This window comes from Bacillus sp. REN3 (assembly GCF_017912555.1).
GTDB lineage: Bacteria > Bacillota > Bacilli > Bacillales > Cytobacillaceae > Mesobacillus.
The window spans coordinates 53,549-76,260 of record NZ_JAERSD010000011.1; the positions used below are offsets into that span (position 1 = coordinate 53,549).

Below are 22,712 nucleotides of genomic sequence, written 5' to 3' on the forward strand. Positions count from 1 at the left end.
TTTATAGTATATCATCCATTCACGAAGCGGAATAGCTTGAATGAAAATAGTAAAATAAGACTAAAAGCCCACATAAAATAGTAGAAATGAAACTTTTAAATATTTTTAGAATATTATAACATCTAATCTGGTAACCTATTACTTGTTTCCAGGAGGCTATTTATGAAAAAGAAACCATTTTTAACGCTGGCGCTAGCCGCCACTATCGCAGCAAGTCCATTGGCTGCACAGGGGATTTATGCAGGGCCGGCGGAAAGCGTTCAGCAAGCCCAGTCTTTGAACGTATTCGACAACAAGGTCCTTAATAACATCAATGTTGAAAACATCTATAACAATATTGAATACCTTTCAAGGACACCACGTGTCGCAGGGACAGAGGCGGAGCAAAAAGCGATTCAATATGTTAAAGAACAATTTGAATCATATGGCTATAAAACAGAACTCCAGGAATTCACATTTTATGGATATACTGCTCCGCATACCGTCCAATTAACAGTGGATGGCTATCCAGGTGAATTGATTCCCAAATCCTTTACTTATGGGATGGATGGGAATGTTTCTGGTGAACTGGTTTTTGCTGGGTTAGGTCAGGAGGAAGATTTCGAGGGATTGGACTTATCAGGCAAAATTGCTTTGATCCAGAGGGGAGCCATTTCATTTGCTGACAAGGTATTAAATGCAGCCGCGAATGGGGCAGCAGGTGTCATTATTTATAATAACACCCCTGGCGACCTGAATGGAACCTTTGGCGAGCCAAATGACGCATACGTGCCGGCTGTCGCAATTTCAAAAGAGGCAGGAGAAGCATTGCTTGCTAAACTCAATAATGGGGAAGCATTGACGGCTTCCATCTATCTCGAGGGCGCGGAAGCTGGGATGCGCACTTCCCATAATGTGATTGCAACAAAGGCGCCTACGAATAAAAACAAAGCAACAAACGGAATCATCGCGCTTGGGGCACATCATGATTCTGTTCCGGGAGCTCCAGGGGCAAACGATGATGCATCCGGTACGGCAATGACACTTGAACTTGCACGGGTGTTTAAAGATCTTCCAACAAATAAGGAGATGCGATTCATTACCTTCGGTGCTGAAGAACTTGGATTGATCGGTTCACGCCACTATGTAAGCCAGCTGTCTGAAGATGAAAAGAATCGTTTTGTCGGCTATTTTAACATGGATATGGTCGGCAGCCGGGACGCGGGTGACCTGGTCATCAATACTGTTGATGGTTCAAGGAACATTGTCGCGGAATATGCTCAAGAGTCCAGCGCCAGATTAAACGGGGAGCCGACGCCAATCCAGGCAGGCGGCAGCAGTGATCACGTTCCATTTTATGAGGCTGGGCTTCAATCTGCATCCTTTATCCACCGTCCATTAGAGCCATGGTACCACACGCCGGAAGACACGATTGATAAAATCAGCAAGGAGAAGCTCCAGGATGTTGCTGAAATTGTCGGCACAGCAGTCTATGACCTTGTCAGGCCGGAAAACCAGGGACCGGCGGGTAAAAGAGATAAGGAGCAAAAAGTTCCGCACCTATATTATGAAGAGCAGATTCAGTGATAAACAGGGAAGCACGGGAGACCGTGCTTCCTTTAATATTTTGGTAAAGACGTTCTCATTTTAAATACCCTTCGTTTTTTAGATAGAGATTATGGAGATATTGAACGGTTGTTTCGTAAACTGATTATCACCATTCCTCTCTATCACTTTATTAAGACGGGCATACAATAAAAATAACAAAACTTTAGCTTCTTTTTCATTTAATTGAAATTGTTCCTTTCATTCTTTGTTTTTGCAGAAATTACCATTCTACTTCCTGCAAATTCGATATTCTCTCTTCCTATAACCAGCTTGTCGCTGAACCGCTATTCTATTTCGGCTGAACTTGCTAACAGTTTCATATTTGCATCCAAATGGTCAGCATGACCAATCAATTCTAATAGGGATTTTAACCAAACAACAGGGTTTCGATGAGGAACATCAGATTCATCTCTATCAATCTGCTTTTGAACGATTGCCAAGTATACTTTAGAAAGCAAAGTTTGTCGTTTAATTATCTCCGGTACCCATCTTCCGATAGCTTCTTATTCTAATCAGCCATAAAAATAATCACTCAGGATCGCACCTAAAGAGAAATTTGACATACAACGAATAAGATATGGATATTTATTCCAATACCCGAATGTTTATGGTAAAGTAAAATAAAAATGGATACTAGTCCAGAAGGGGAAGGGGCAGCAATATTGGACATTTTCATTATCATTCTTTTAATAGTGTTCAGCTATGATTTTACAAAAATGCGGCAGCAAAATGAGAGAATGATTGAACAAAACGAACGGATTCTATCACATTTGGAGGCTATGAAGAATAAAAGTGAAAAGGAATAGCATTATACCGATCAAAAATGCAATAGTATTCTAAATATAAGCAGACCTGGTTTCTTATTTCTTCATATATATCGTGAAGGGATCAGTTTCAAGGTACGGGGTAATCCTGGTAGGTTGATAAAATCATAGGGGAAGCGTTGGACTGTGAAAAACGAACTTACGAATGAAAATGTAGCCGTATAACGCGTGAATGCGGTACTTTTGGCAAACGTGATTACACCCGGCGGACGATAGAAAAAAATACCGTGTACATAACGATTTTTATAAAAAAACCCGCCGGATTTTTTCGGCGAGTCGATATCCTATCTTGAAAATTGTGTGAACAGTTTCTTGTGGATCATGGCTGGGCATTTTGTGCCATGCGTGAGTGAATTTGCTATTGCCACAACTGTAATTATTTTTTGGCAGGAATGATGAAAGTTAATGAATCACCCGCCAATTATGATTGCAAGTCGCATGGATGATCCCGTGTTTCTTGAAATAGTCAGCCAGTATTTCTGTCATATCCCTTTGGATTTCCCTAAGGACAGGCTTACCCTTGAACATTGGATAATTGCCGCCTCCACCTGCCCGGTAATTATTCATGACAACATCATAGGAGGCATCTGATTTTACCGGTTCATCCTTGTAATTCAGCTCGGTGACACGCTCGCCTGCCGGACGGGAAATATCTAAGGTGTATTGTATTCCTTCCCACATATCATAGTTGTAATGCTGAGGCTTCGGTTTTTCGAATGAGGGGTTCACGATCAGTTCTCCATCCTTGACATCAAAGTAGAGCGCGCTTTTTTCAAGCGCCGCTTTGAGGTCGGCTCCTGTAATCCTGATGACCTTCAGGGTGTTCGGATAGATATAGTTCGAGACAATATCCCGCATAGTTACCTCGGCAGGGAAGCCGGGGGATTCATTGTGGAAGAGAGCCGTTGCCGATATATCGGCTCCAGCTGCATCCATTTGAACCTTATTGATGAACTCAATCAGCGGGTTGTCCTCCATGCGAATATCAAATGCAGACCTGACGCTCATGTCACCGACGATTGTCCCAATTGGCTGGTCAAGCCACTTTTGGGACTGGATTTCATACGATTTGGCCAGCTCCAAAATGGCTTGCTCCGCTTTGGCTTCATTAACCTCGATAATGGCAGCAGATTTGTCTTTCACCTGCCACTTTCCATATGAGAACTCAAAAGAAACCTGGATCTTTCCGAATGACTGGGCGTTGAAACCAGGCTGGACAACCGTTACACCGTTCAATTCGCATACGAGCTTCCGGTGCTGATGCCCTGTAAGCAAAACGTCGATTCCTTCAATCTCAGTGCAAATCCTGTAACCCTGGTTCTCTCCGGTCAAGGTTTCTGCCGGTTCACCTGTTTCCGGCTCGCATTCTATACCGCCATGATAGGAAACGATTAGCAAATCGAATTGCTCATTTTGCTGCAGGTATTTGACCCATTCCTTTGCTGTCGAATAGGCATCAGGAAATTCGAGGCCTTTGATATGATTTGGGTTTTCCCAGTTCGGGATATAGTGGGTAGTCAAGCCGAGCAGAGCTACCCTAAGGCCATTATCGAATTCTTTAATCATAAAGGGACGGCCAAAAGCAGGCTGGTTTGTTCCTGATTCCAGGATGTTTGCCGACAGCCAGGGGAAATTCGATTCGCTGACTGCCTTCTCCAGTAAATCCTGTCCGTAATTGAATTCATGATTCCCTATAACTGCTGCATCATACTTCAGATAATTCAAGATTTTCACCATAGGGTTTTGTTCATTTGGCTGATGCCTCGCATGATGATAAGTAAGGGGAGTGCCCTGGATTAAATCTCCGTTATCAATCAAGAAACTGTTATCAGCCTGTTTCATTTCCTCTTTTAATGGGAGAGCAAGCTTCGCCAGCCCATATTCTACTTCTTGATTGTTCCCATAACTGATTGGCATGAGATTTCCATGGATATCACTCGTCTGGAGAATCACAAGCTCGCAACTTCTTTCACGGTTCTTCATCCTGTCACTTCCTTTCTGTAATCATTTTTAACTCTTTTACGGAAGAAAGCAGTTGATACTCGAATGTTAACATACAAGCTGCAGTCTTCCTGGATAGATCGATTTATGGGTTCGAAAATCCATAGAAACCTGTGGAAACTGTTATATTCCATTGTAAGTGGACTATTGCTCCTAGTCCAATTCCTTAATGAATGATAAATCTGAAAAACGAGGGTACATATCAATGCAAGACTTATCAAAAAAGGATGCCGGCCAGTATTGAATATTTTATCATTAAAAATTTTTAATGATACAGAAGTTTCCAAGAGGGAAGGAAAGGTTTAAACCAAATAAGGCTGGGGAGGAAAGGAATGATATAGATAGGTTCGTAATGATCATCTAACAAAAGGGTAAGGATAGCGGAGAATAAAACGCAGGTCACACATTGAAAATCCCGATCAGAAAGTAATATGATAAAAAGCCAATAGAAATAAGCTGTAAAAAAGGTAAAAGACAAAGGACCATCTTCGGATTGGATGGCCCTTTTCTTAAGTCACGCCTTTACTTCTTCTTTTGCAAATTCGATTTCGAACCCCAGATCTTCCAGCATTCTATGGTCAGCGGTGCTTTCCTGTCCGGCTGTGGTTAAGTAGTCTCCAACAAAAATGGAATTCGCGGGATAAAGTCCTAAAGGCTGAAGACTTCGGAGGTTCACTTCCCGTCCGCCGGAAATCCTGATTTCTTTTGATGGATTGATGAATCGCATTAGACACAGGACCTTCAGGCAGTATCGTGGATTCAATTCATTCACGCCTTCAAGCGGGGTACCGTCAATAGCATGAAGGAAATTGACAGGTATTGAGTCAGCATTAAGATTTTTTAAACTTCTGGCCATATCGACTACATCCTGCTTTGTTTCCTTCATGCCAACAATGACACCAGAGCATGGCGAAATACCGGATTTCTTGACGAGTTCAACTGTATCGACACGATCCTGGTATGTATGTGAAGTCGTGATTTCTTCATGATGGTTCTTTGAAGTATTAAGGTTATGATTGTACCTGTCCACTCCCGCTTCTTTCAAGATGCCAGCCTGTGAAGGATTGAGGATACCGAGGCAGGCACAGACCTTTAGACCATAGCGATGCTTGATTTCCCTGATAGCAGAAGCGACCGTATCGAGTTCTTTATCACTTGGTCCTCTGCCGCTAGCTACAATGCAATAGGTTCCTGCGTTCAGCTTAAAAGCTTGCTCTGCCCCTTTAAGAATTGTATCCTTATCGACCATGCGATACTTCTGGACAGGCGCGTCCGATATTGAAGACTGAGCACAGTAGCCACAATTTTCCGGACATAATCCTGATTTAGTATTTATGATCATGTTCAATTTGATCTTGTTTTTGAAGTAAAAGTGACGGATCATATAGGCGGCATCAAGTAATTCAAGCAACTCTTCATCAGGACTCTCAAGGATACTCATAGCCTCTGACTCTGTGAGCTCAACTCCATCAAGGACCCTGCCAGCAAGTTCTTTCCATTTTCCCAAGAAAGTTCCCCCTCTCTTTTGCAAAAATTATGCTGCTTTTCTTAAATGCTTGAAGCTCCCTTTTGATAAAACAGTCCTTTCAAGCCTATGTCCCATGATCCCGGCAAAAACAGCGAGGATGATGTCCTTCGGAAGCGGCGCGACCATCCAGAGCCAGGCCATTCCGTATGTGAATCCTTCTGGCGCAGCTGCCCAAAGTTTATAGGCGAAGTACATCCAGTTTGTTCCAATTGCATAATTGATTACCAAACCAATGAGTGCTGCAGTGATAAAAGCTGAAAAGGAGCGATTTTTCTCGATGATCTTACCTGCTGCGAATGCGGTGAATATGAAAGAGAGAATAAAGCCGAAAGTTGGGCTTATGAATGTCGACAGGCCAGCCCCGAACTTAGCAAAGACCGGAACTCCCGCCAGACCGACAAGTGCATAGACCATCATTGAAATAGCACCAAGCCGGCTGCCGAGAATGACACCTGCTAGAATCGCGAAAAATGTTTGTAATGTAATTGGTACCCCGCCAACTACCATAAATGGCGCAAAGGAAGTAATGTTCGCGCCAATCGCCATTAAAGCAACGAACATTGCCGCCAATGTTAAATCAAGCGTTTTCAATTTCATTTAGAACATCCCCTTTCTTGTGGTATAAAAAAAGAATAAACTTTGTGAATATTTTATGTCAACCTTTTTATTTATAGGTTAACAATATAGGCTGTTTGAATGCTTCAGGAAAAACAGAGGAAAAATCAGTATGAGTAGAAGTGAATGCATGGTTGGGCTGTTCCCAAGGATTGTCAAGATAAAAAGAAAACGGCCACTAAATTTGCCGAGTGTGGGAAGAACGTTTGGATGAGATGTTTCAATAAAAAGGAAATTTATGGCTGGAGAGTGGGACATAAACACGTTGATAAAAAGGTAACGTAAGAGCAGGATGCACTCCCTTTGGGGGCGCGGAGAGCAGCAAAAGGTAACGCAAGAGGGTGTTGCACTCCCTTTTGGGGCGAGGGGAGTAGCAAAAGGTAACGCAAGAGCAGGATGCACTCCCTTTTGGGGCGCGGAGAGCAGCAAAAGGTAACGCAAGAGCAGGATGCACTCCCTTTGGAGGCGCGGGGAGTGGCAAAAGGTAACGCAAGAGCAGGATGCACTCCCTTTGGAGGCGCGGAGAGCAGCAAAAGGTAACGCAAGAGCAGGATGCACTCCCTTTGGGGGCGCGGGGAGTGGCAAAAGGTAACGCAAGAGCAGGATGCACTCCCTTTTGGGGCGCGGAGAGCAGTAATAGTGATCAAAAATGTGGATTTTTAAGCTACCGTTCAATGAAAAGTGAATCACTGGCGTGGCTTTTCGCTGACTCTAGTGCGATGCTCTGTCAGCCCTTGTTCAAAACCCGAACTTTAAGCAACAATCTTTAAGAAATGACCGAAACAAATAAAAGCAGTGCTTACACGCACCGCTTTTTATAAATTTTACGATCATTTTTTTTCCCTGATATTCGCCATGATTAAGCCGCTTTCCGGCAGGGATGGCACTTGGTCGAGCGGGAAGCTTAAATCTTGTTCCGGAATTTCATAATGAATGTCATTGACGAGGAAGTCAATGCTCGCTTTCATGATTTCTACAGTGATACCTTCTCCCGGGCAGCGGTGGCCTTTAGAAGGATCCCCTCCACCTTGCGGGATGAAGCTGAAAAGGTTGCCATCCCACCCTTTAAATCTTTCTGGCTTGAAATCATTTGGTTCGTTCCAGAGCCGGGGATCGTGGTTTGTTCCATACATATCGAGAATGACGAGCATCCCTTCTTTGAATTCGGCCTCCTTCCAGGTGAAATCTTTTTTTGCCCTTGCTCCAACGAATGGACCAAAAGGATAGTATCGGCGGACTTCGTGTGAAAACATCTCAAGATAGCCGCTGTCCTCTTTCTCTAGTTTATCTTTTGTTTCAGGATGCTCGTGCAGGGCTAATGCAGAAAAGGTAATGAAAGTAGCAATCGCCACGATGGGACGAAGTACGTTGATCAGTTCCACCGCCGCCATGCGTGCATCCAACTGGCTTCCATCAAGGTTTTTATGGAATGCAATCTCATGGATAGCAGAACCTTGTGCTGATGTAAGTTTGCCGCTTCGGACATTTTCAATGATCTCGATGATCCATTCCTCTGATCTAATTCTTGCTCTCCTTCCTTTCCAATGCCTTGGGCCCACTGCGCCAAAAGCGTCGACCATATCACTGAAATCATCTGCCCGTCTCTTTATCTCTGATTCCTTAAGAGGCACGCCCGACCAATGGCAGGCAATCCGGCACAATATTTGCTTAGCTTCTTCGAACAAGGTAACTTTTTGCTGGTTTGTCCATCTAGGAATGGAAGCGCGGAACTGTTCTCTTGTCAGCTTTGCAAGACGCTGCTGATGGGGAGGCGTCATCAGGGACATAAAAAGCAGTTTTCTATGTGTATGGGCATCGCCATCCATTGTCTGGACGGCATTTTCCCCGAATAATGTTTTCTGCACCCGTTTAGGGGCCGCGCCGTTCCGCTGGAAAAAGTCCTGATCATAGAATAGTCTTGCTCCTTCTTCACCAGCCAAACAAATGACTTTTTGGCCAAGGAGACGAGCTTCAAACAAATCGGTTTTGTAACGATTCATTCTGTTTCCAATGAATAGGTAGCCTTCCTGCATCTAAGCAATGCTGTTATCAAGACTTCGATCATGCGGGAATCTTTCATTCATAAGCAAATTGACTCCTTTTTAAGGGTAGTATCCACTGGTTACTTTGCACCTCTTTTGAAAAAATAAAACAAATTCCTGTATGGACTAAATGTTTTTTTGAAAAAGTATAACGAAAGGAGGTAGGTACCTATGGGTAAATGGAATGAACAAGCTGCTGCGAATAATAATCTTTCTGAAGAAACAATCGCAAGTTCCAGGCTTTTAGGCAAACAGGGGCTTCGGGCAGAAGAGTCTTTAGAAGAACTTGCGGATGGCGGAGAGAGGAACGAATCAATCGATGAACAGCTGAAACAGCATCAGCCAGGAATGTAAACCTCGTTTTAGGCATGTTTGATGCAGGGCCAATTCTTTTACCTGGTTAACAGACTGCGGTAAAATAAGGAAAAGTGAGTTTGGGGAGAGGAGTTACAAGTGAAACAACTAGAGTCCTGCATAGAAATCATCAGAAACTCAACAGACATCGTCGCTCTTACAGGTGCCGGAATCAGCACCGAGTCTGGGATCAGGGATTTCCGTTCACGAATCGGACTGTATAAGATGGTACCGGAATCCATCCTGTCATTGGATTATTTTTATAGTAATCCAAAGGAATTTTATACATTTGCCATTGAACACCTTTATCATCCAAAGGCAACGCCGAACAGAGGACATGAAATTTTAGCGAAGTGGGAGAAAGAAGGGCGTTTAAACCACATCATCACCCAGAATATCGACGCCCTTCATCAAAAAGCGGGGAGCAAGAAGGTTATCGAGTTTCATGGAACGATGAAGACCGCTTCGTGCCAGAATTGCGGGTATAAGTATTCCACTGAAGAGATGGCTGCCAGGAAGAAAACCATGGCAAATTTTTATGTATGCAGCCATTGTTCATCGCTGGATGAAAAGGAGCGCTATATCAAACCAGATGTCGTACTTTTTGGGGATGCAGGGGAGTGGTTTACTGCAGACGGCATTGAACACATCCTGAATGTGGTTAATGAAGCGGATTGCCTTCTGATTTTGGGTTCCAGCATGAAGGTTACTCCATTTTCAATCTTCCCGCAATACAAGGATCCTGACGCTCCAATGGTCATCATTAATAGGGGAGGCACTCCATACGATTTCTCGCCTGACTCTTGTGTGATCGAAGATTCAATTGGTGCTGCCCTTGATGAAATAGACAAACACCTTTAAAAAAATGAGCACGGATCCATTTCCGTGCTCATTTTTGTTATCTTACCCGATTATTGATTTCTCTCTCTGGAAGAGGGCGTTCAACACTTTTCGCTGCAGGCTGATTTTCGGATGGATCGTCCGCATAATCCTTGAAAGCGGGTTCTCCCAAATCCATTTTGCCAGCACTAAATGAGTTGATTGGATACTTTACTTCCTTTTTCACTACTTCAAAGTTATAGCCGGATACAGAACTTACAGGGGAGCTGGCCATTTCCTCCTTTATCGATTCTATTTCCTCAATGGCTTCCTGTTCGTTTTTATAGGATCCCAGGATATGCTTCTTCGAAATATCCATGATGAATCAGCCTCCTATTGGGTTTTGTCCTCCTATACCCAAAAAGGGGATTCTCCTAACAAAAAACGCTTTATTTCCCATTAAATGGACTTTTTCTTCTGCCTTTATGATAAACTGTTCTTTAACAGATTCCGAACAAACGGAAGAGGAGGAGGAAGGATGATAAAGTATCCGCGGTTTAAAGAAAAAGGAACGATAGGCGTAAGTGCCCCTTCTTCCGGGGTACCTGAATACCTCCATTCAATCATCAAGTCTGCATGTGAGCGAATGGTGGAAAAGGGCTTTAAAGTGATATGCGGGGAAACGGTCTGGACACAAAAAAAGGCAAAATCCGCGCCTGCAGAGGTCCGGGCGGAAGAACTGAATAAGATGATGCAGGATGTTGGAATCGATATGATCATTCCTCCGTGGGGTGGTGAACTATTGATCGAAATGCTGGAATACCTTGATTTTGATAAAATGGCAGAGAAGTGGATTTTAGGATATTCGGATGTCAGCGCACTGTTATTCGCAACGACTTTACAGACCGGAATGGCTACTGCACATGGAACGAACCTGATCGACCTGAGAGGTGAATATTCAGATTCGACCACAGCAATGTGGAAAACGGTCCTTTCAACGAATAATGGAGAAGAAGTCCTTCAGCATTCATCGGAAAAATTCCAAAGGATGTGGAACCATGATGAACCTTCCCCATATGTTTTTCACCTGACAGAACCAACATATTGGAAAACAGTCTCCGCTGACAAAGTTGAATTGAGGGGGAGGCTCCTTGGTGGCTGTATCGACATACTGATGCACCTTGTTGGCACGCCATATGGTGATGTCCGACAATTTAGGGAGCGATTTATCCATGGCGACCCGGTTATTTGGTTCCTGGAAAATGTTCATTTGAACACAACAGGTTTACGGAGGGCTTTGGTCCAAATGAAGCTTGCCGGCTGGTTTGAGAACTGTTCTGGCATCATGTTCGGACGGAGCGCGGCAAATGATCCAGTTGATGATTATGAAATCGAAGATGTTTATCGTGACCTTTCCGAAGAACTTCAGGTGCCAGTCATATACGATATTGATTGCGGGCATATGCCTCCGCAAATGACATTTATAAATGGGGCATTCGCAGAAGTGGTTGTGAAAGACGGAAAGGGCACGGTTGTGCAGCGTTTCGTGTAGAAGAAAATGAACAACGAGGGGATCAAAGCGCAGGTAATGGAGGTTGTAACCTTAAGATTACTTTTCGTTAAGCTGATACCGCTTTTTGCTATTCTAGGTACATAGGATGAAGAAAAACCTATTATAATTGGATAATAACAAGGCGCATGAACTCAATCATGCGCCTTCTTTTGGATTATTTTCTTTTTCCGTTCAAATCGACTCCGATGGCGGCTCCATTCCTGCTTGAATCGGCAACACCTTTGAATTGGCCATTTTCATGGTCAATCAAGATGCTTTGGACGTTCCCAATGGTCGTTGTCTGTGGTCCAAATTTATGGCCCATTCCGTTCAGCCTGGAGATGGTTTCCGTGCTGATGCCATCTTCATAACGGTATGAGTTAAGATTATTAGTATAGATTCTCGGCTCCTCCACAGCTGCTTTAAGCTCCATATCGTACTCGATCGCATGGAGGATTGTCTGGAGCACGGAGGTGATGATTGTTGGTCCGCCTGGTGAACCTACTGTCAGGACAGGTTTGTCTTCTTCAAAAACGATGGTAGGGGTCATGCTGCTGAGCGGGCGTTTATTTGGTTGTACTTCATTCGCACCGCCTGGGACAGCGTCAAAGTCTGTCAGTTCGTTGTTCAGCATAATGCCATATCCAGGGACCATGATTCCTGTACCGAAAAGCTGTTCAATCGTCGTAGTGTAGGAAACGACATTTCCCCATCTGTCAGTTACGGTAAAATGAGTTGTTTCTCCGTACTGACGATCATTTGGCTGTGCCGTCGGCGTATAATTTGCCTTATCCGTCTCAAATTTCCACGGGTCACCAGCTGTAACCTCCTGGTTGGCTGCATCAAGGCTGATGAGCTGTTGGCGCTCCTTAATATAATCAGGGTGAAGCAGGCCGTTAACCGGAACTTTGACGAACTCGGGATCGCCCGCATAGGCTGCTCTGTCCGCATAAGCCAGATGCATCGCTTCCGCAAGCAGATGGTACTTCTCAACGGACTTGACATCATACTGAGAAAGATTGAAATCATCAAGAATCTTAAGCATTTGCAGAAGGAAGACACCGCCTGAGCTTGGAGGAGGCATGCTGGCGATTTTATATCCCTGGTAATCTCCCCATACTGGCTCATCGATTGTCACATCATAATTTCGCAGGTCTTCAAGAGTAATAGAACCGCCAAAATCCTGGACGACTTGGGCAAGCGCTTCACCAATTTCTCCATTGTAGAAGGCATCCGAACCCTGTGCGCGAATCAGCTTGAAGGTTTTTGCCAGATCTTTTTGGACAAGAAGATCGCCTTCCTTTAACGGTTGTCCGTTTGGTAGGAAAACATCTTTTGCTGGCGTGCGGGCGAGTATGTCCTGATTGTCAGCAATCGCTTCAGCAAGCACAGAATCAATAGGGAAGCCTTTGTCTGCAAGCTTGACGGCTGGGCTGATCAACTGCTGCATCGGCCGCGTTCCCCACTTTTCGTGAGCAGTTTCCAGGCCTTTCAGGGTACCAGGTACTCCGACGGCAGTTCCGCCAGTTGAGCGGACGCCAAATGGAATGGGTTTTCCATTCTCATCAAGGAACATATCTGGCGTCGCACCTTGAGGGGCGCGTTCACGGCTGTTCACAATCGTCGTTTCCTTCGTCTTTCCATCAAATACCATCATGAAGCCGCCACCACCGATTCCGGACATCATCGGTTCTGTGACATTCAAGGCATATTGGATGGCGATTGATGCATCAATGGCATTTCCGCCTTTCCTCAGGACTTCTGCCCCGATTTCAGAGGCAAGCGGATGAGCGGTCGCCACCATCCCATCCTTCCCAAGGTCAACCTGGGTATATTGGTCATAATCGAACTGAGGCTTTTCCGCCTGTCCTGCGAGCGGCATCGTTCCAGCTAAAAGCAGGACTGACAATAGGGCAAACAACCCTGTTTTTAATAATTTCTTCATTGATTCCCTCCTCTTGTAAATGACTTCATTCATATCGTAGGGAATAAGAAAGGAAGAAGGCAAACGATATGAATGAATTTTTAGAATTTTGAATCTTTTATACCAATCATCTTGATATGACTAGGGAAAAAGCCCTAATGAATTTAAAAACCGCATAGAAGGGAAAAGGGCAGGATATAGAAATATGACACCCTTTCTTGAAGGTGTCAGGATATATTCAGGCAATCCCGGCATATATTTTAAAGGGACCAATTAAAAGGAGAGATGACTATGCCATCCGGGCAACATGAGATAAACATTGGTATTCCGATTGAGAGTGTTTGGGAATTTGTAAAAGACATGGATCACTGGGCTCCGTTGCTGCCTGGCTATATCAGCCATGAAAAAATAAGTGAAAAGATGTCTAATTGGACTTTTAAAGAAACCATTGGCTTCATGAAAAAGAAAATAAGCCTCCAGGTAACGATTAAAGAATGGAAAGAACCGACAAAAGTAACATTCGTTTTAAAAGGTATCAATGAGAACCTGACCGGCAACGGATATTTCCTTGCGGAAGCAATATCGTCAAATGAAACGAAAATGACCGGTTTTCTGGAAATGGAAGCCCATGGAGCCATGGCACCGGTCATGAACGGGGTCTTGAAGAATAATCTTCCGAAAACCGGGCAGGAGCTGACAGAAGCGATCGCAAGGAAACTGACAGGAAAAATGCAAAATGATTAGCCGGCATGAATATTGCCGGTTTTTTATTTGCAGGCCTATGTTAAAGAATATAAAGAGTAGGATAGAATGTTATTTTGGTTCTACTGACTTACGAAGAGGATAGTGAGAGAAAGTTACTTCATATCCAATTGAAGTAATTTGCCTATCCAAATGGTTCAATTATATAAACAGAAATGATGGATTTTCCAATCCGGTTATATTCTTTAAATGAAATTGAAAACATCCTTATCAGGAACGAATTTGAGTCCATGAAATCTATGTTGGAAATCGAGAGGGAGAAACCTTTTCAGTATTTGAATGCAGTTCTTATGGAATTACATAGCCTGACTAGATGCACTTGTAATGGCATAAAAAAACTCGTCCAAAATGACGAGTTTTTTTTCAGTTTCTCTGTTCGAAGTACTCCTTAATCAGATCCTCGAGGTGTGATATATCCGTCTTTCCCGAATGAGAAAGAGAGAGGATCATACTATCAAGGATAGCTTTGCGCGGAGCTGTTGAATGGAGCAATTCATCCTGGATGAAATCGAGCAATTCGCGAGAAGCCATATCGGATGATGTTTTTAACGCTGAAACTTCCTTACACAGCCTTTTCCTGAAATCATGGTTATCCAATTCTGCGGCTGGAAGCCACTTTTCGAGCAGCAGGGGTTGGAACAACTGCTCACCAGATTGTGAAGCTTCCTTTGCGATCGCTTTGATCCTAGAAACACTGTAGCGGACAACCTCCTGCAAACCAGTATTTTCTCCGTGTGCCATCGTATAATAGCGGGTGTTTTGCTGAAGAATGCCAATGAACATGATGGCAGCGTCCAAAAGGTATGGCTTCATTCCTTCATCAGAGAGTTCAGTCAGCCTTTCGTAAATCCAACGAATGGTCTTCAGTTGGACAGTTTTAAGGAAATGCTTAAGTTCCTCATCGTTTGAAAAATATACTTCCTCAAAAAGAGGAATCAGCTTATTTTCACGATTGGTCTTCATTTGTAGCTCGATCTGCCTGGTGAAAATTTCTGGATCGGAAGGGTCCTCACCAATTAACAATTCATTCCGTTCTATATCTATTTTTTTGAAGATCGTTTTAAAGATTTCGATTAAAAGTTCGTTTTTTGAAGAGAAATAATTATAGAAGGTCCCTTTAGATATACCGCTGTATTCCAGTATGTCCTGGATGGATGTTGACTGGAAACCCTTTTCAATAAAAAGCTGATGTGCCGTATTCAGTACGTGGCGCTTTCTTTCGTTCATTCTATTCACCTGACCCTTATTAGACCGACTGTACAAATTATATCCTACACTAACTTTTCGGAATATACAAACCGCTTTATTCCAATGTTTTTTTATGTTGAAAAATTTGAACCGTTGGTATATGCTAATGATTATGCAAGAATGAAAAACTGAATAGGAGGATTTGAATGCAACAAAAACCAGTTACATCCGGACGCCCGCCGTACGGGATTCTAGCAGTACTGATTGTCGGTGCGTTTATCGCATTTTTGAATAATACATTGCTTAATATCGCTTTGCCGTCTATCATGACAGACTTGGACATCGGCCCATCTACTGTTCAATGGCTGACAACTGGGTTCATGCTTGTTAGCGGAGTCATGATACCGATGAGCGCTTTTTTGATTGAGAAGTATTCCGTAAGAGGTCTATTTTTAACTGCAATGGGCTTGTTTACAGCGGGGACCGTTCTCGCAGGAATAGCAGAGGTGTTCCCGATCCTGCTTACCGGCAGGATGATCCAGGCTTCCGGAACAGCTATTATGATGCCTTTGCTGATGAATGTCATGCTTGTCAGCTTTCCGATTGAAAAACGAGGAACCGCGATGGGAGTATTCGGACTTGTGCTGATGTTCGCTCCTGCGATTGGCCCGACTTTATCAGGCTGGCTGATTGAGCATTATGATTGGAGGATGCTTTTCCATTTCATCACCCCGATTGCTGCTACCGTACTTTTACTTGGCTTTTTCATGCTGAAGGACAAGAAAGAAAAAATCAACATTCGATTGGATTTTCTGTCAGTAATCCTTTCGAGCATCGGTTTCGGGGGACTGCTCTATGGTTTCAGCTCTGCAGGTACAAAAGGATGGGATAGCCCCCATGTATATGCAACACTGGCGCTTGGCGCTTTATCGCTCATCATCTTCATTGTGCGCCAAGTAAAGCAGGAAGATCCGATGCTTAATTTCCGCATCTACCAATATCCTATGTTTGCCCTTTCCTCCGCAATTACCATGGTTGTCACGATGGCCATGTTCTCTGGCATGCTTCTTCTGCCAATCTACGTTCAGACCGTACGGGGCATCTCCCCGCTCGATGCAGGTTTGATGCTGCTGCCGGGAGCCATTGTGATGGCATTCATGTCTCCGATCACCGGAAGGCTATTTGATAAATTTGGTGGAAGGATTCTGGCAATTACCGGGTTGACTATCACAGTTGTGACCAGTTACTATTTCAGCAAGTTATCGATGGAAACGACCTATACACAACTGATCATCCTCTATACTGTTCGGATGTTCGGGATGTCAATGGTCAATATGCCAGTATCAACGAATGGATTGAACCAACTGCCGACGAGGTACTATCCACATGGTACAGCAATGAACAATACAATGCAGCAGGTCTCAGGAGCGATCGGAACAGCCTTGCTCGTTACGATCATGTCCAACCGCGCCGAAGTGCATGGAGAACGCCTTGCAGAAGAAGCGATGAAGAATGCCGTGGGAAAAGCTGCCGATCCTGCTGTCCTTGCGCAAATAAAGGAGCAAATCGCGATGCAGGCCTTGCTTGAGGGAATCAATGATGCGTTTCTCGTTACAGTTTTCATAGCCTCCGCTGCACTTTTTATGGCCTTCTTCATTAAACGTGCAACGCAAGCCGAAGATACCATTGCTAGAAAGCCATCTGAGAAACAAACATCATCGATGTAAAATGGAGCCCCTGGATGAACCAGGGGTTTTTATGTTTTTCGATTTTAGGCTTTCGATAAGGTAAAAGGATGCAGGGCAGACGACGGAAATGAGCCATTGTTTCGGGACGGAAAAGCAGATCAGAGAGGGAAAAGGGAACAATCCCGGACCGAATCGTGTCCAAACGGGTGCTCGGAAAAGCAACAAGGGAACAATTGAGTTCTTCTCGTTACCAAGCAGCTGCTCGGAACCAAACGGGTTACTCAGAAAAGCAAAAAAGGGAACGAATAGGCACTGAACGTGCCCAAACGGGTACTCGCAAAAACAAAATGGAACGATCTAACTTCAATCGTCCCCATATGGGGTCGCCAAATTGCGCCCGATTTTGCCTGCTTGTTTTACAACCAATGAGTCCGGCTATTTTCCTTTCCAGGATTGAGTAAAACTGCCTTCTTTATGTCGCTCTTGCCAAAATCAATCTTTCCTTCCAGCCACTTTCCTTATGAAGGTCATATGAGCCATATATTCGATGGGAAATTGGGTACGATACGTTTTAAGAAAGGAGAGAAGATTTGTGGCAAAGGATCGAAAAGATCAAACTGCTAAGAGTGAAGAAGCAAGGCTATATGGGCTTGATGAAGAGACTTGCCTGCAATCGGTCAATTTTGCTGGTGCAGAAACACATCTTTTAAATGAACGTAACCAGGATGAAGAGTAAAAGAAAAAGCTGGACATCAATTTGCCCAGCTTAATTCTTGCTGTTTGCGAGCACTGCATCTGGTTTGGCTTGATTCTTGAATTGCTCGAGCATTTGCTCCGAGATGGCTGAATAACCTGCAGGGTTAGGATGGACTCCATCGTTTGAAAGGAAATCGGGGTTTTCACTATTTATTACTTTTGTTGTCTGGACGACTATGGTTGAAGGTGTCTTTTTCGCCGTTTCGTAAATTTTTAAATTCCATTTAGGAAGAAGCTTATCTGCAAGTGAATAAAACTCGTGGTCAGCAGGCATTGGATTGTATAGTTCAAGAAACAGGATGGTCGCTGATGGATTCAGTTCTGCAATCCTAGTTGTAATACCGGATAAGTTTTCCGAGAAGGTTTTTTGCAGGCTGTCGAACGCTTTAAAAGCACTGTAAATATCCTGTTTTTTTACCATCCTCAGAACGTCGTTGCCACCAATATTCAAGGTAATGATATCAGCTTCCTTTATTTCTGAATCAAAATTTCCGCTTTGAATCAGTTCATTCAACTTTGCACTTGTGATTCCATTTATTCCTTCGTTTTTGAAGTCAACCTGTTTTCCTATTTGTCCTTCAAGCTGGACTGAAAACCGGCTTACAAGACCTTCTTCCTCAGAAGCTCCATAGCCGCGGATCACTGAGTCGCCAAGCGCGAGATGGTTGATAGTCCTGTCGCTGGATTTGCGGAAATAATCAATATAGGAAAGCTTACTTTTATTTATCGTCTCGGAAACACTTTCTTCTTTCATTTTATTTATTTTATATTGCGGGTAATAAATCCACGCTGAGATGGTTAATCCGAAGAGCAGGGATAGCAACATTACGTATTTTATGATTCTCATGATGTTCACTCCTTGATAACTTTATTTTACCAAGGATAATACTAGAAATGGGCAGGGGAGTATTTCCAATTTTCGAAGGTTTTATTGCGGATTGATGAAGTGAAAAGGAAGTTCATTTCCCTGGAGTTTTGTTATAATTATATAATTATCATATTCAAGGAGTACGAACATGTATCAAACTTATTCAATAAAGGAAAAAATTAAACAGATTTTCATTATGTTAATTCCCATCCTGATTACACAGCTCGGGATGTTCTCAATGGTTTTCTTCAATACTATCATGTCTGGTAAATACAATTCCTCGGATCTTGCTGGTGTGGCTATTGGTTCTTCCATCTGGAACCCCATTTTCACTGGACTTAGCGGAATCCTGCTGGCCGTTTCGCCAATTGCGGCCCAACGCTTTGGCGAAAAGAAGGAAGGGGAAGTTTCATCGATATTGTCCCATGGGATATATCTCGCTTTTATGATTGCTGGAATAGTTCTGGTCCTTGGTTTTTTCCTTCTCGATCCGATCCTTGATGCAATGGATCTGCATGAAAGTGTTCATATGACTGCACATGGCTATCTCGTTGGTTTGAGCTTTGGGATTATCCCGCTGTTTATATTCAATGTCCTGCGCTCATTCATTTATGCGCTTGGGAAAACAAGGATTGTCATGGTAATCCTTTTATCTTCTCTGCCGATCAATTTCTTTTTGAATTATGTCCTGATTTTTGGTTATTTCGGTTTTCCTGAACTTGGCGGGGCAGGGGCAGGTTTTGCGACATCCGTGACCTATTTCTTCATTGCTGGGATGACAGCATTTATCATCAAAACCCAGCGACCGTTTTCCCAGTATGTAAATATTGAGTCTTTTAAAAGATTTTCAGCGGAGCATGTTAAGGAAATCCTTAAAATTGGCGTTCCAATGGGATTGTCCATTTTTTTCGAAACTAGTATGTTCGCTGTTGTGACAATCCTGATCAGCAGGTTCGATATCACTACGATCGCTGCTTATCAATCAGCATTGAATATCGTCTCTTTTATGTATATGATTCCAATGAGCATATCGATGGCGCAGACAGTATTGGTTGGATTCGAAGTCGGTGCGGGAAGGTATGGGGATGCAAAGGCTTATAGTTGGCTGGGAATATATCTTTCAGTCATCATCGCTGTATTTGCCGGTGTATTTGTCATTTTGTTCCGTAATGACGTAGCAGGCTTTTATTCAAATGAACCAGCGGTTATCTCGTTAATTGGGCACTTCCTAATTTACGCGCTCTTCTTCATGATTTCTGATGCCATCCAGGCAACCGCCCTGGCTGCTTTAAGGGGGTATAAGGACGTCAATGTCTCGTTTGTCATCACCCTGATTGCATATTGGCTTATCTGCCTTCCATTTGGCTATTTATTGGCCAATTATACGAAACTTGGGGCATCCGGCTACTGGATCGGCTTGACAGCTGGATTGCTTGCTGCTGGGATATTCCTGTCAGGAAGGCTTGTTTATATTCAAAAAAATCGATTTTCGGCTGAAATGGCAAAAGCAAGTTAAAAGGATACAGAAAAAGCGAGGTTTTAATTAACCTCGCTTTTTTATGTAATGCGGACGTTCCTGTTCCGCTGTGAAGCCTGCCAATCGAAATGGATTGCAATGAAGCGGTGCCAGATCTATCAGAAGGAATTTCAAGCCACCATGTTGAATAAAAAGGTATAGAGGAGGGACGTCAATGGATTGGATAAAGCTAGTGGATGGAAACTTCAGAGACATAAAAAACCTTGCGGAGAGGGCGATGGATCAGTTAACCATTGAAGAGCTGAATTATGCACCGAATGAAGAGTCCAACAGCATTTCAATCCTGGTCAGGCATATGAGCGGGTACTTGAAATCCAGGTTCAAGGATTTTTTAACAACAGATGGCGAAAAGCCTGATCGTAATCGTGACGCTGAATTTGAAGGGACCTACACTACAAAGGATGAATTGCTAAAATGTTGGAACAGCGGCTGGGAAGTGCTTTTCGCTACACTTGATGACTTGGATGAAGGCGATCTTGAAAAGACGGTTTATATCCGAAGCGAACCTCATAAAGTCATGGAAGCAATCATGCGCCAAGTGGTTCACCATTCGAGTCATGCTGGCCAGATCGTCTACATCGGGAAATTGATAAAAAGCAATCAGTGGAAAACTTTGAGTATCCCGAGACGCCAATCCGAACAGTTTAATAAAGGCATGATGGATAAATAAAGTCTCACTTGATAGTGTGGCTTTATTTTTTGACATTGGTATGAGCTTTTTTGTTCTTTGGCAGGTTCACTATCAGAGTAGAATAATAATCAGGTGAAATGCTACAAAAAAATTTGTTTGCCCATTTATTTAGATTCCACCCAAAATGTTTATAGAAAAGATTCCCGATTGGCCTGATATTTCTTTTTCAGGAAAAAATTCTTTAAAAAAGGAAATTGGAAAACATTCCCGAATATAATAGAAACTGAATGTTATCAAAAATATAATGAAATGTTGGGGGAATTATGAGCAAGTTTACTCTGATTGCTTTGTGTTTGTTTTCAGTTTGTGTGATTGGTTTAGCTGGCTGTTCGATGGAAAGCGAGGCAGTAGAAGAGACGGATAGGATAGCAGTCGATCATCCAGGCAAAAGTGATGCAGGGGGAAAAATTCTTGAAGAAAGAAAGCCCGTGGTGGTATCGGTCATCCATCCTGTGACAGGTGAACTGGTGAAATCCTTGAGCCCTGATGAAATGGGGTTCGGAAGAGACGATGCAAAATACAGGAAAGAACTGCAAAGGCTGGCCAGGGAACTAGCAAGAGGGGATGGTGAAACCCCTGGATTCGATACCCGGCTGATTCCGGATAAGCTGGGCACAGATGGAAAGGTAATAAAGGGCTCCCCAATGACAATCCTGGAGGAAAAGGAATTCGTTGAGAAAGTATTGGAAGCATCGTTAAGAGGCGGAGAAGTCGAACTCCCACTCTATATTACTGCCAGCGGTTACAAAACCGAAGATGCAGCCCATTTGGCTGAACAGGTCGTGGCCAAGTACACCACGTACTTTAATCCTTCTGTAGCAGGAAGGACAAAGAACATTGAGCTGTCGGCAGAAGCAATCAACAATGTCATCCTTGGTGTAGGGGATTATTTTTCCTTTAACACGACTGTCGGTCCCAGCGATGCGGCACATGGTTACCAGCCAGCTGAAGAAATCGTGAACAAAAAACTGGTGATGGGAATCGGCGGGGGCATTTGCCAGACTTCCTCCACGCTCTATAATGCTGTTGATGCGCTCGGTGTCGGATACATCGAGAAACACCACCACTCACTGACTGTCGGCTATGTGCCTAAGGGAAGGGATGCGACTGTATCCTATGGAGGAAAAGATTTTCGATTTGAGAATACCACCGGAGTACCGCTATTATTAAAAGCGATCGTCGGAAAAGGGACGCTTACAGTGGAAGTCAGGACTTCACGCGCTTATGCGGCGATAATCAAAAAAGGAGTCTGAACAGGAATCGGCCAAAAGATGGAGGGAAAATCAACCTATTGTTGAATGTATCCTTTCGTCAACTTCCTTATTCTTAAGTTAAGAATAAGAGGAGGCGATTCATAATGGATTTAGACCAATTTTTCTTGGAATATATATGGGGAATCAGGAAAGAAGAAATGAGAAGAGAGGCTGCCTTTAAGGAAACGTATAAGCTATACCCCGAAGAAAACCAAAAGGTCGATAAAACAGATTCCTGCCAATGCTAAGGCAGGGATCTGTTTTATGATGGCTGCTTCTCTTCTCTGGCATTAACAAGCAGTCCTCGCTTCACCCAGAACCGGAAATTATCAACAGGGAAAACACAACGGTTCTGTGCATTGCTCATTTTGATGATTAAAGTGCTTTCAGAAACCTCAAGGATTTTCAGTTTTTTAGAATGATAAATATTCGGCAAGAATCCTTCTTTTATTGTGAATTCCATCTTTGATTTAAATTTCAAGGACATTTCCCCCTATAAAAAAGTGTCTTTAGTATTTGCATCTTAGTCAGTTTTGATCCTTTACTATTTTTGTAACAAGTTAAGAAAGCTTGGATCCTGATAAAAATCGGAAGCGTCATTATGGGAGGAACAATATGGCCCGGCTTTATATCGCGCTTTTCTTAGCATCTTTTTTTAGATATTTTCAATCTGCCACAGTGGATATTTTTACTGATCTGGATTCCTTTTTTAGCGGGATTACT

General features: G+C 43.3%; 21 protein-coding genes. 12 read left to right on the plus strand and 9 right to left on the minus strand.

Features of this window, described 5'->3' with window-relative positions; translation table 11 throughout:
- Positions 1-162 precede the first annotated feature (162 nt).
- Positions 163-1,566: a M28 family peptidase gene (locus JJQ88_RS11455; RefSeq protein ID WP_210366035.1), complete on the plus strand. Its 1,404-nt coding sequence runs from the start codon at positions 163-165 to the stop codon at positions 1,564-1,566.
- Positions 1,567-2,249: 683 nt separating this feature from the next.
- Complete coding sequence (locus tag JJQ88_RS11460; RefSeq protein WP_210366115.1) at positions 2,250-2,393, plus strand: hypothetical protein; 144 nt, start codon at positions 2,250-2,252, stop codon at positions 2,391-2,393.
- Positions 2,394-2,813: 420 nt separating this feature from the next.
- Here the strand turns inward: JJQ88_RS11460 and JJQ88_RS11465 are convergent, their stop codons facing one another.
- From JJQ88_RS11465 to cypC, 4 genes are all read right to left on the minus strand, one after another.
- Positions 2,814-4,394, minus strand: a complete 1,581-nt coding sequence (locus tag JJQ88_RS11465) for a bifunctional metallophosphatase/5'-nucleotidase (protein WP_210366036.1) — start codon at positions 4,392-4,394, stop codon at positions 2,814-2,816.
- Between the two features lie 532 nt (positions 4,395-4,926).
- Complete coding sequence (gene bioB / locus JJQ88_RS11470) at positions 4,927-5,919, minus strand: biotin synthase BioB (RefSeq protein ID WP_210366037.1); 993 nt, start codon at positions 5,917-5,919, stop codon at positions 4,927-4,929.
- Positions 5,920-5,946: 27 nt separating this feature from the next.
- Positions 5,947-6,537, minus strand: a complete 591-nt coding sequence (locus tag JJQ88_RS11475) for a biotin transporter BioY (RefSeq protein ID WP_210366038.1) — start codon at positions 6,535-6,537, stop codon at positions 5,947-5,949.
- A gap of 848 nt (positions 6,538-7,385) precedes the next feature.
- The gene (cypC, locus tag JJQ88_RS11480; protein WP_246861100.1) at positions 7,386-8,588 is read right to left on the minus strand and encodes a CYP152 family fatty-acid peroxygenase CypC; all 1,203 of its coding nucleotides are present in this window, start codon (positions 8,586-8,588) and stop codon (positions 7,386-7,388) included.
- 180 nt (positions 8,589-8,768) lie between these two features.
- Between cypC and JJQ88_RS11485 the strand changes: the two genes are divergently transcribed.
- Together JJQ88_RS11485 and JJQ88_RS11490 are read left to right on the plus strand one after the other, a co-directional pair.
- On the plus strand, positions 8,769-8,951 hold the full coding sequence (locus JJQ88_RS11485; RefSeq protein WP_210366039.1) for a hypothetical protein: 183 nt from the start codon (positions 8,769-8,771) through the stop codon (positions 8,949-8,951).
- 99 nt (positions 8,952-9,050) lie between these two features.
- Positions 9,051-9,812, plus strand: coding sequence for an SIR2 family NAD-dependent protein deacylase (locus JJQ88_RS11490; RefSeq protein ID WP_210366040.1), 762 nt, complete (start codon positions 9,051-9,053; stop codon positions 9,810-9,812).
- A 37-nt stretch (positions 9,813-9,849) separates the two neighbouring features.
- Here the strand turns inward: JJQ88_RS11490 and JJQ88_RS11495 are convergent, their stop codons facing one another.
- Positions 9,850-10,149, minus strand: a complete 300-nt coding sequence (locus JJQ88_RS11495; RefSeq protein ID WP_210366041.1) for a hypothetical protein — start codon at positions 10,147-10,149, stop codon at positions 9,850-9,852.
- Between the two features lie 159 nt (positions 10,150-10,308).
- Between JJQ88_RS11495 and JJQ88_RS11500 the strand changes: the two genes are divergently transcribed.
- Positions 10,309-11,322 carry a S66 family peptidase gene (locus JJQ88_RS11500; RefSeq protein WP_210366042.1) on the plus strand — a complete coding sequence of 338 codons (1,014 nt, stop codon included), beginning with the start codon at positions 10,309-10,311 and terminating at the stop codon, positions 11,320-11,322.
- Between the two features lie 175 nt (positions 11,323-11,497).
- Here the strand turns inward: JJQ88_RS11500 and ggt are convergent, their stop codons facing one another.
- The gene (ggt, locus tag JJQ88_RS11505; RefSeq protein ID WP_210366043.1) at positions 11,498-13,267 is read right to left on the minus strand and encodes a gamma-glutamyltransferase; all 1,770 of its coding nucleotides are present in this window, start codon (positions 13,265-13,267) and stop codon (positions 11,498-11,500) included.
- Positions 13,268-13,537: 270 nt separating this feature from the next.
- On the opposite strand from ggt, the gene JJQ88_RS11510 reads away from it, so the two are divergent.
- The gene (locus tag JJQ88_RS11510) at positions 13,538-13,990 is read left to right on the plus strand and encodes an SRPBCC family protein (RefSeq protein WP_210366044.1); all 453 of its coding nucleotides are present in this window, start codon (positions 13,538-13,540) and stop codon (positions 13,988-13,990) included.
- A gap of 381 nt (positions 13,991-14,371) precedes the next feature.
- Here the strand turns inward: JJQ88_RS11510 and JJQ88_RS11515 are convergent, their stop codons facing one another.
- Positions 14,372-15,235, minus strand: a complete 864-nt coding sequence (locus JJQ88_RS11515; protein WP_210366045.1) for a TetR/AcrR family transcriptional regulator — start codon at positions 15,233-15,235, stop codon at positions 14,372-14,374.
- A 167-nt stretch (positions 15,236-15,402) separates the two neighbouring features.
- Here JJQ88_RS11515 and JJQ88_RS11520 point away from each other — a divergent pair, with 167 nt between their 5' ends.
- Positions 15,403-16,923, plus strand: a complete 1,521-nt coding sequence (locus JJQ88_RS11520) for a DHA2 family efflux MFS transporter permease subunit (protein WP_210366046.1) — start codon at positions 15,403-15,405, stop codon at positions 16,921-16,923.
- A 553-nt stretch (positions 16,924-17,476) separates the two neighbouring features.
- A complete protein-coding gene (locus JJQ88_RS11525) occupies positions 17,477-17,620 on the plus strand; it encodes a hypothetical protein (protein WP_210366047.1) in 144 nt (47 codons plus the stop codon).
- A gap of 30 nt (positions 17,621-17,650) precedes the next feature.
- Here JJQ88_RS11525 and JJQ88_RS11530 read toward each other — a convergent pair whose 3' ends face one another.
- The gene (locus tag JJQ88_RS11530; protein WP_210366048.1) at positions 17,651-18,487 is read right to left on the minus strand and encodes a GDSL-type esterase/lipase family protein; all 837 of its coding nucleotides are present in this window, start codon (positions 18,485-18,487) and stop codon (positions 17,651-17,653) included.
- A 169-nt stretch (positions 18,488-18,656) separates the two neighbouring features.
- Here JJQ88_RS11530 and JJQ88_RS11535 point away from each other — a divergent pair, with 169 nt between their 5' ends.
- The 4 genes from JJQ88_RS11535 to JJQ88_RS11550 all read left to right on the plus strand — a co-directional run bounded on the left by JJQ88_RS11535 (position 18,657) and on the right by JJQ88_RS11550 (position 22,237).
- Positions 18,657-20,024, plus strand: a complete 1,368-nt coding sequence (locus JJQ88_RS11535) for an MATE family efflux transporter (protein ID WP_210366049.1) — start codon at positions 18,657-18,659, stop codon at positions 20,022-20,024.
- Between the two features lie 175 nt (positions 20,025-20,199).
- Entirely contained in the window at positions 20,200-20,715 is a 516-nt protein-coding gene (locus JJQ88_RS11540) for a DUF1572 family protein (RefSeq protein WP_210366050.1), read from the plus strand.
- Positions 20,716-20,999: 284 nt separating this feature from the next.
- Positions 21,000-21,989, plus strand: coding sequence for a VanW family protein (locus JJQ88_RS11545; RefSeq protein WP_210366051.1), 990 nt, complete (start codon positions 21,000-21,002; stop codon positions 21,987-21,989).
- Between the two features lie 104 nt (positions 21,990-22,093).
- Entirely contained in the window at positions 22,094-22,237 is a 144-nt protein-coding gene (locus JJQ88_RS11550) for a hypothetical protein (RefSeq protein ID WP_210366052.1), read from the plus strand.
- Positions 22,238-22,251: 14 nt separating this feature from the next.
- On the opposite strand, the gene JJQ88_RS11555 is transcribed toward JJQ88_RS11550, so the two are convergent.
- Entirely contained in the window at positions 22,252-22,470 is a 219-nt protein-coding gene (locus JJQ88_RS11555) for a hypothetical protein (RefSeq protein ID WP_210366053.1), read from the minus strand.
- Positions 22,471-22,712: the final 242 nt, after the last annotated feature.

Bases quoted from the DNA above. Each gene is read 5' to 3' on its own strand.
- JJQ88_RS11465 (WP_210366036.1), bottom strand. From the start codon at position 4,394: ATGAAGAACCGTGAAAGAAGTTGCGAGCTTGTGATTCTCCAGACGAGT.
- JJQ88_RS11500 (WP_210366042.1), top strand. From the start codon at position 10,309: ATGATAAAGTATCCGCGGTTTAAAGAAAAAGGAACGATAGGCGTAAGT.
- JJQ88_RS11475 (WP_210366038.1), bottom strand. From the start codon at position 6,537: ATGAAATTGAAAACGCTTGATTTAACATTGGCGGCAATGTTCGTTGCT.
- JJQ88_RS11530 (WP_210366048.1), bottom strand. From the start codon at position 18,487: ATGAGAATCATAAAATACGTAATGTTGCTATCCCTGCTCTTCGGATTA.
- JJQ88_RS11535 (WP_210366049.1), top strand. From the start codon at position 18,657: ATGTATCAAACTTATTCAATAAAGGAAAAAATTAAACAGATTTTCATT.
- JJQ88_RS11520 (WP_210366046.1), top strand. From the start codon at position 15,403: ATGCAACAAAAACCAGTTACATCCGGACGCCCGCCGTACGGGATTCTA.
- JJQ88_RS11510 (WP_210366044.1), top strand. From the start codon at position 13,538: ATGCCATCCGGGCAACATGAGATAAACATTGGTATTCCGATTGAGAGT.
- JJQ88_RS11545 (WP_210366051.1), top strand. From the start codon at position 21,000: ATGAGCAAGTTTACTCTGATTGCTTTGTGTTTGTTTTCAGTTTGTGTG.
- cypC (WP_246861100.1), bottom strand. From the start codon at position 8,588: ATGCAGGAAGGCTACCTATTCATTGGAAACAGAATGAATCGTTACAAA.
- JJQ88_RS11495 (WP_210366041.1), bottom strand. From the start codon at position 10,149: ATGGATATTTCGAAGAAGCATATCCTGGGATCCTATAAAAACGAACAG.
- JJQ88_RS11455 (WP_210366035.1), top strand. From the start codon at position 163: ATGAAAAAGAAACCATTTTTAACGCTGGCGCTAGCCGCCACTATCGCA.
- JJQ88_RS11540 (WP_210366050.1), top strand. From the start codon at position 20,200: ATGGATTGGATAAAGCTAGTGGATGGAAACTTCAGAGACATAAAAAAC.
- JJQ88_RS11550 (WP_210366052.1), top strand. From the start codon at position 22,094: ATGGATTTAGACCAATTTTTCTTGGAATATATATGGGGAATCAGGAAA.
- ggt (WP_210366043.1), bottom strand. From the start codon at position 13,267: ATGAAGAAATTATTAAAAACAGGGTTGTTTGCCCTATTGTCAGTCCTG.
- JJQ88_RS11515 (WP_210366045.1), bottom strand. From the start codon at position 15,235: ATGAACGAAAGAAAGCGCCACGTACTGAATACGGCACATCAGCTTTTT.
- JJQ88_RS11485 (WP_210366039.1), top strand. From the start codon at position 8,769: ATGGGTAAATGGAATGAACAAGCTGCTGCGAATAATAATCTTTCTGAA.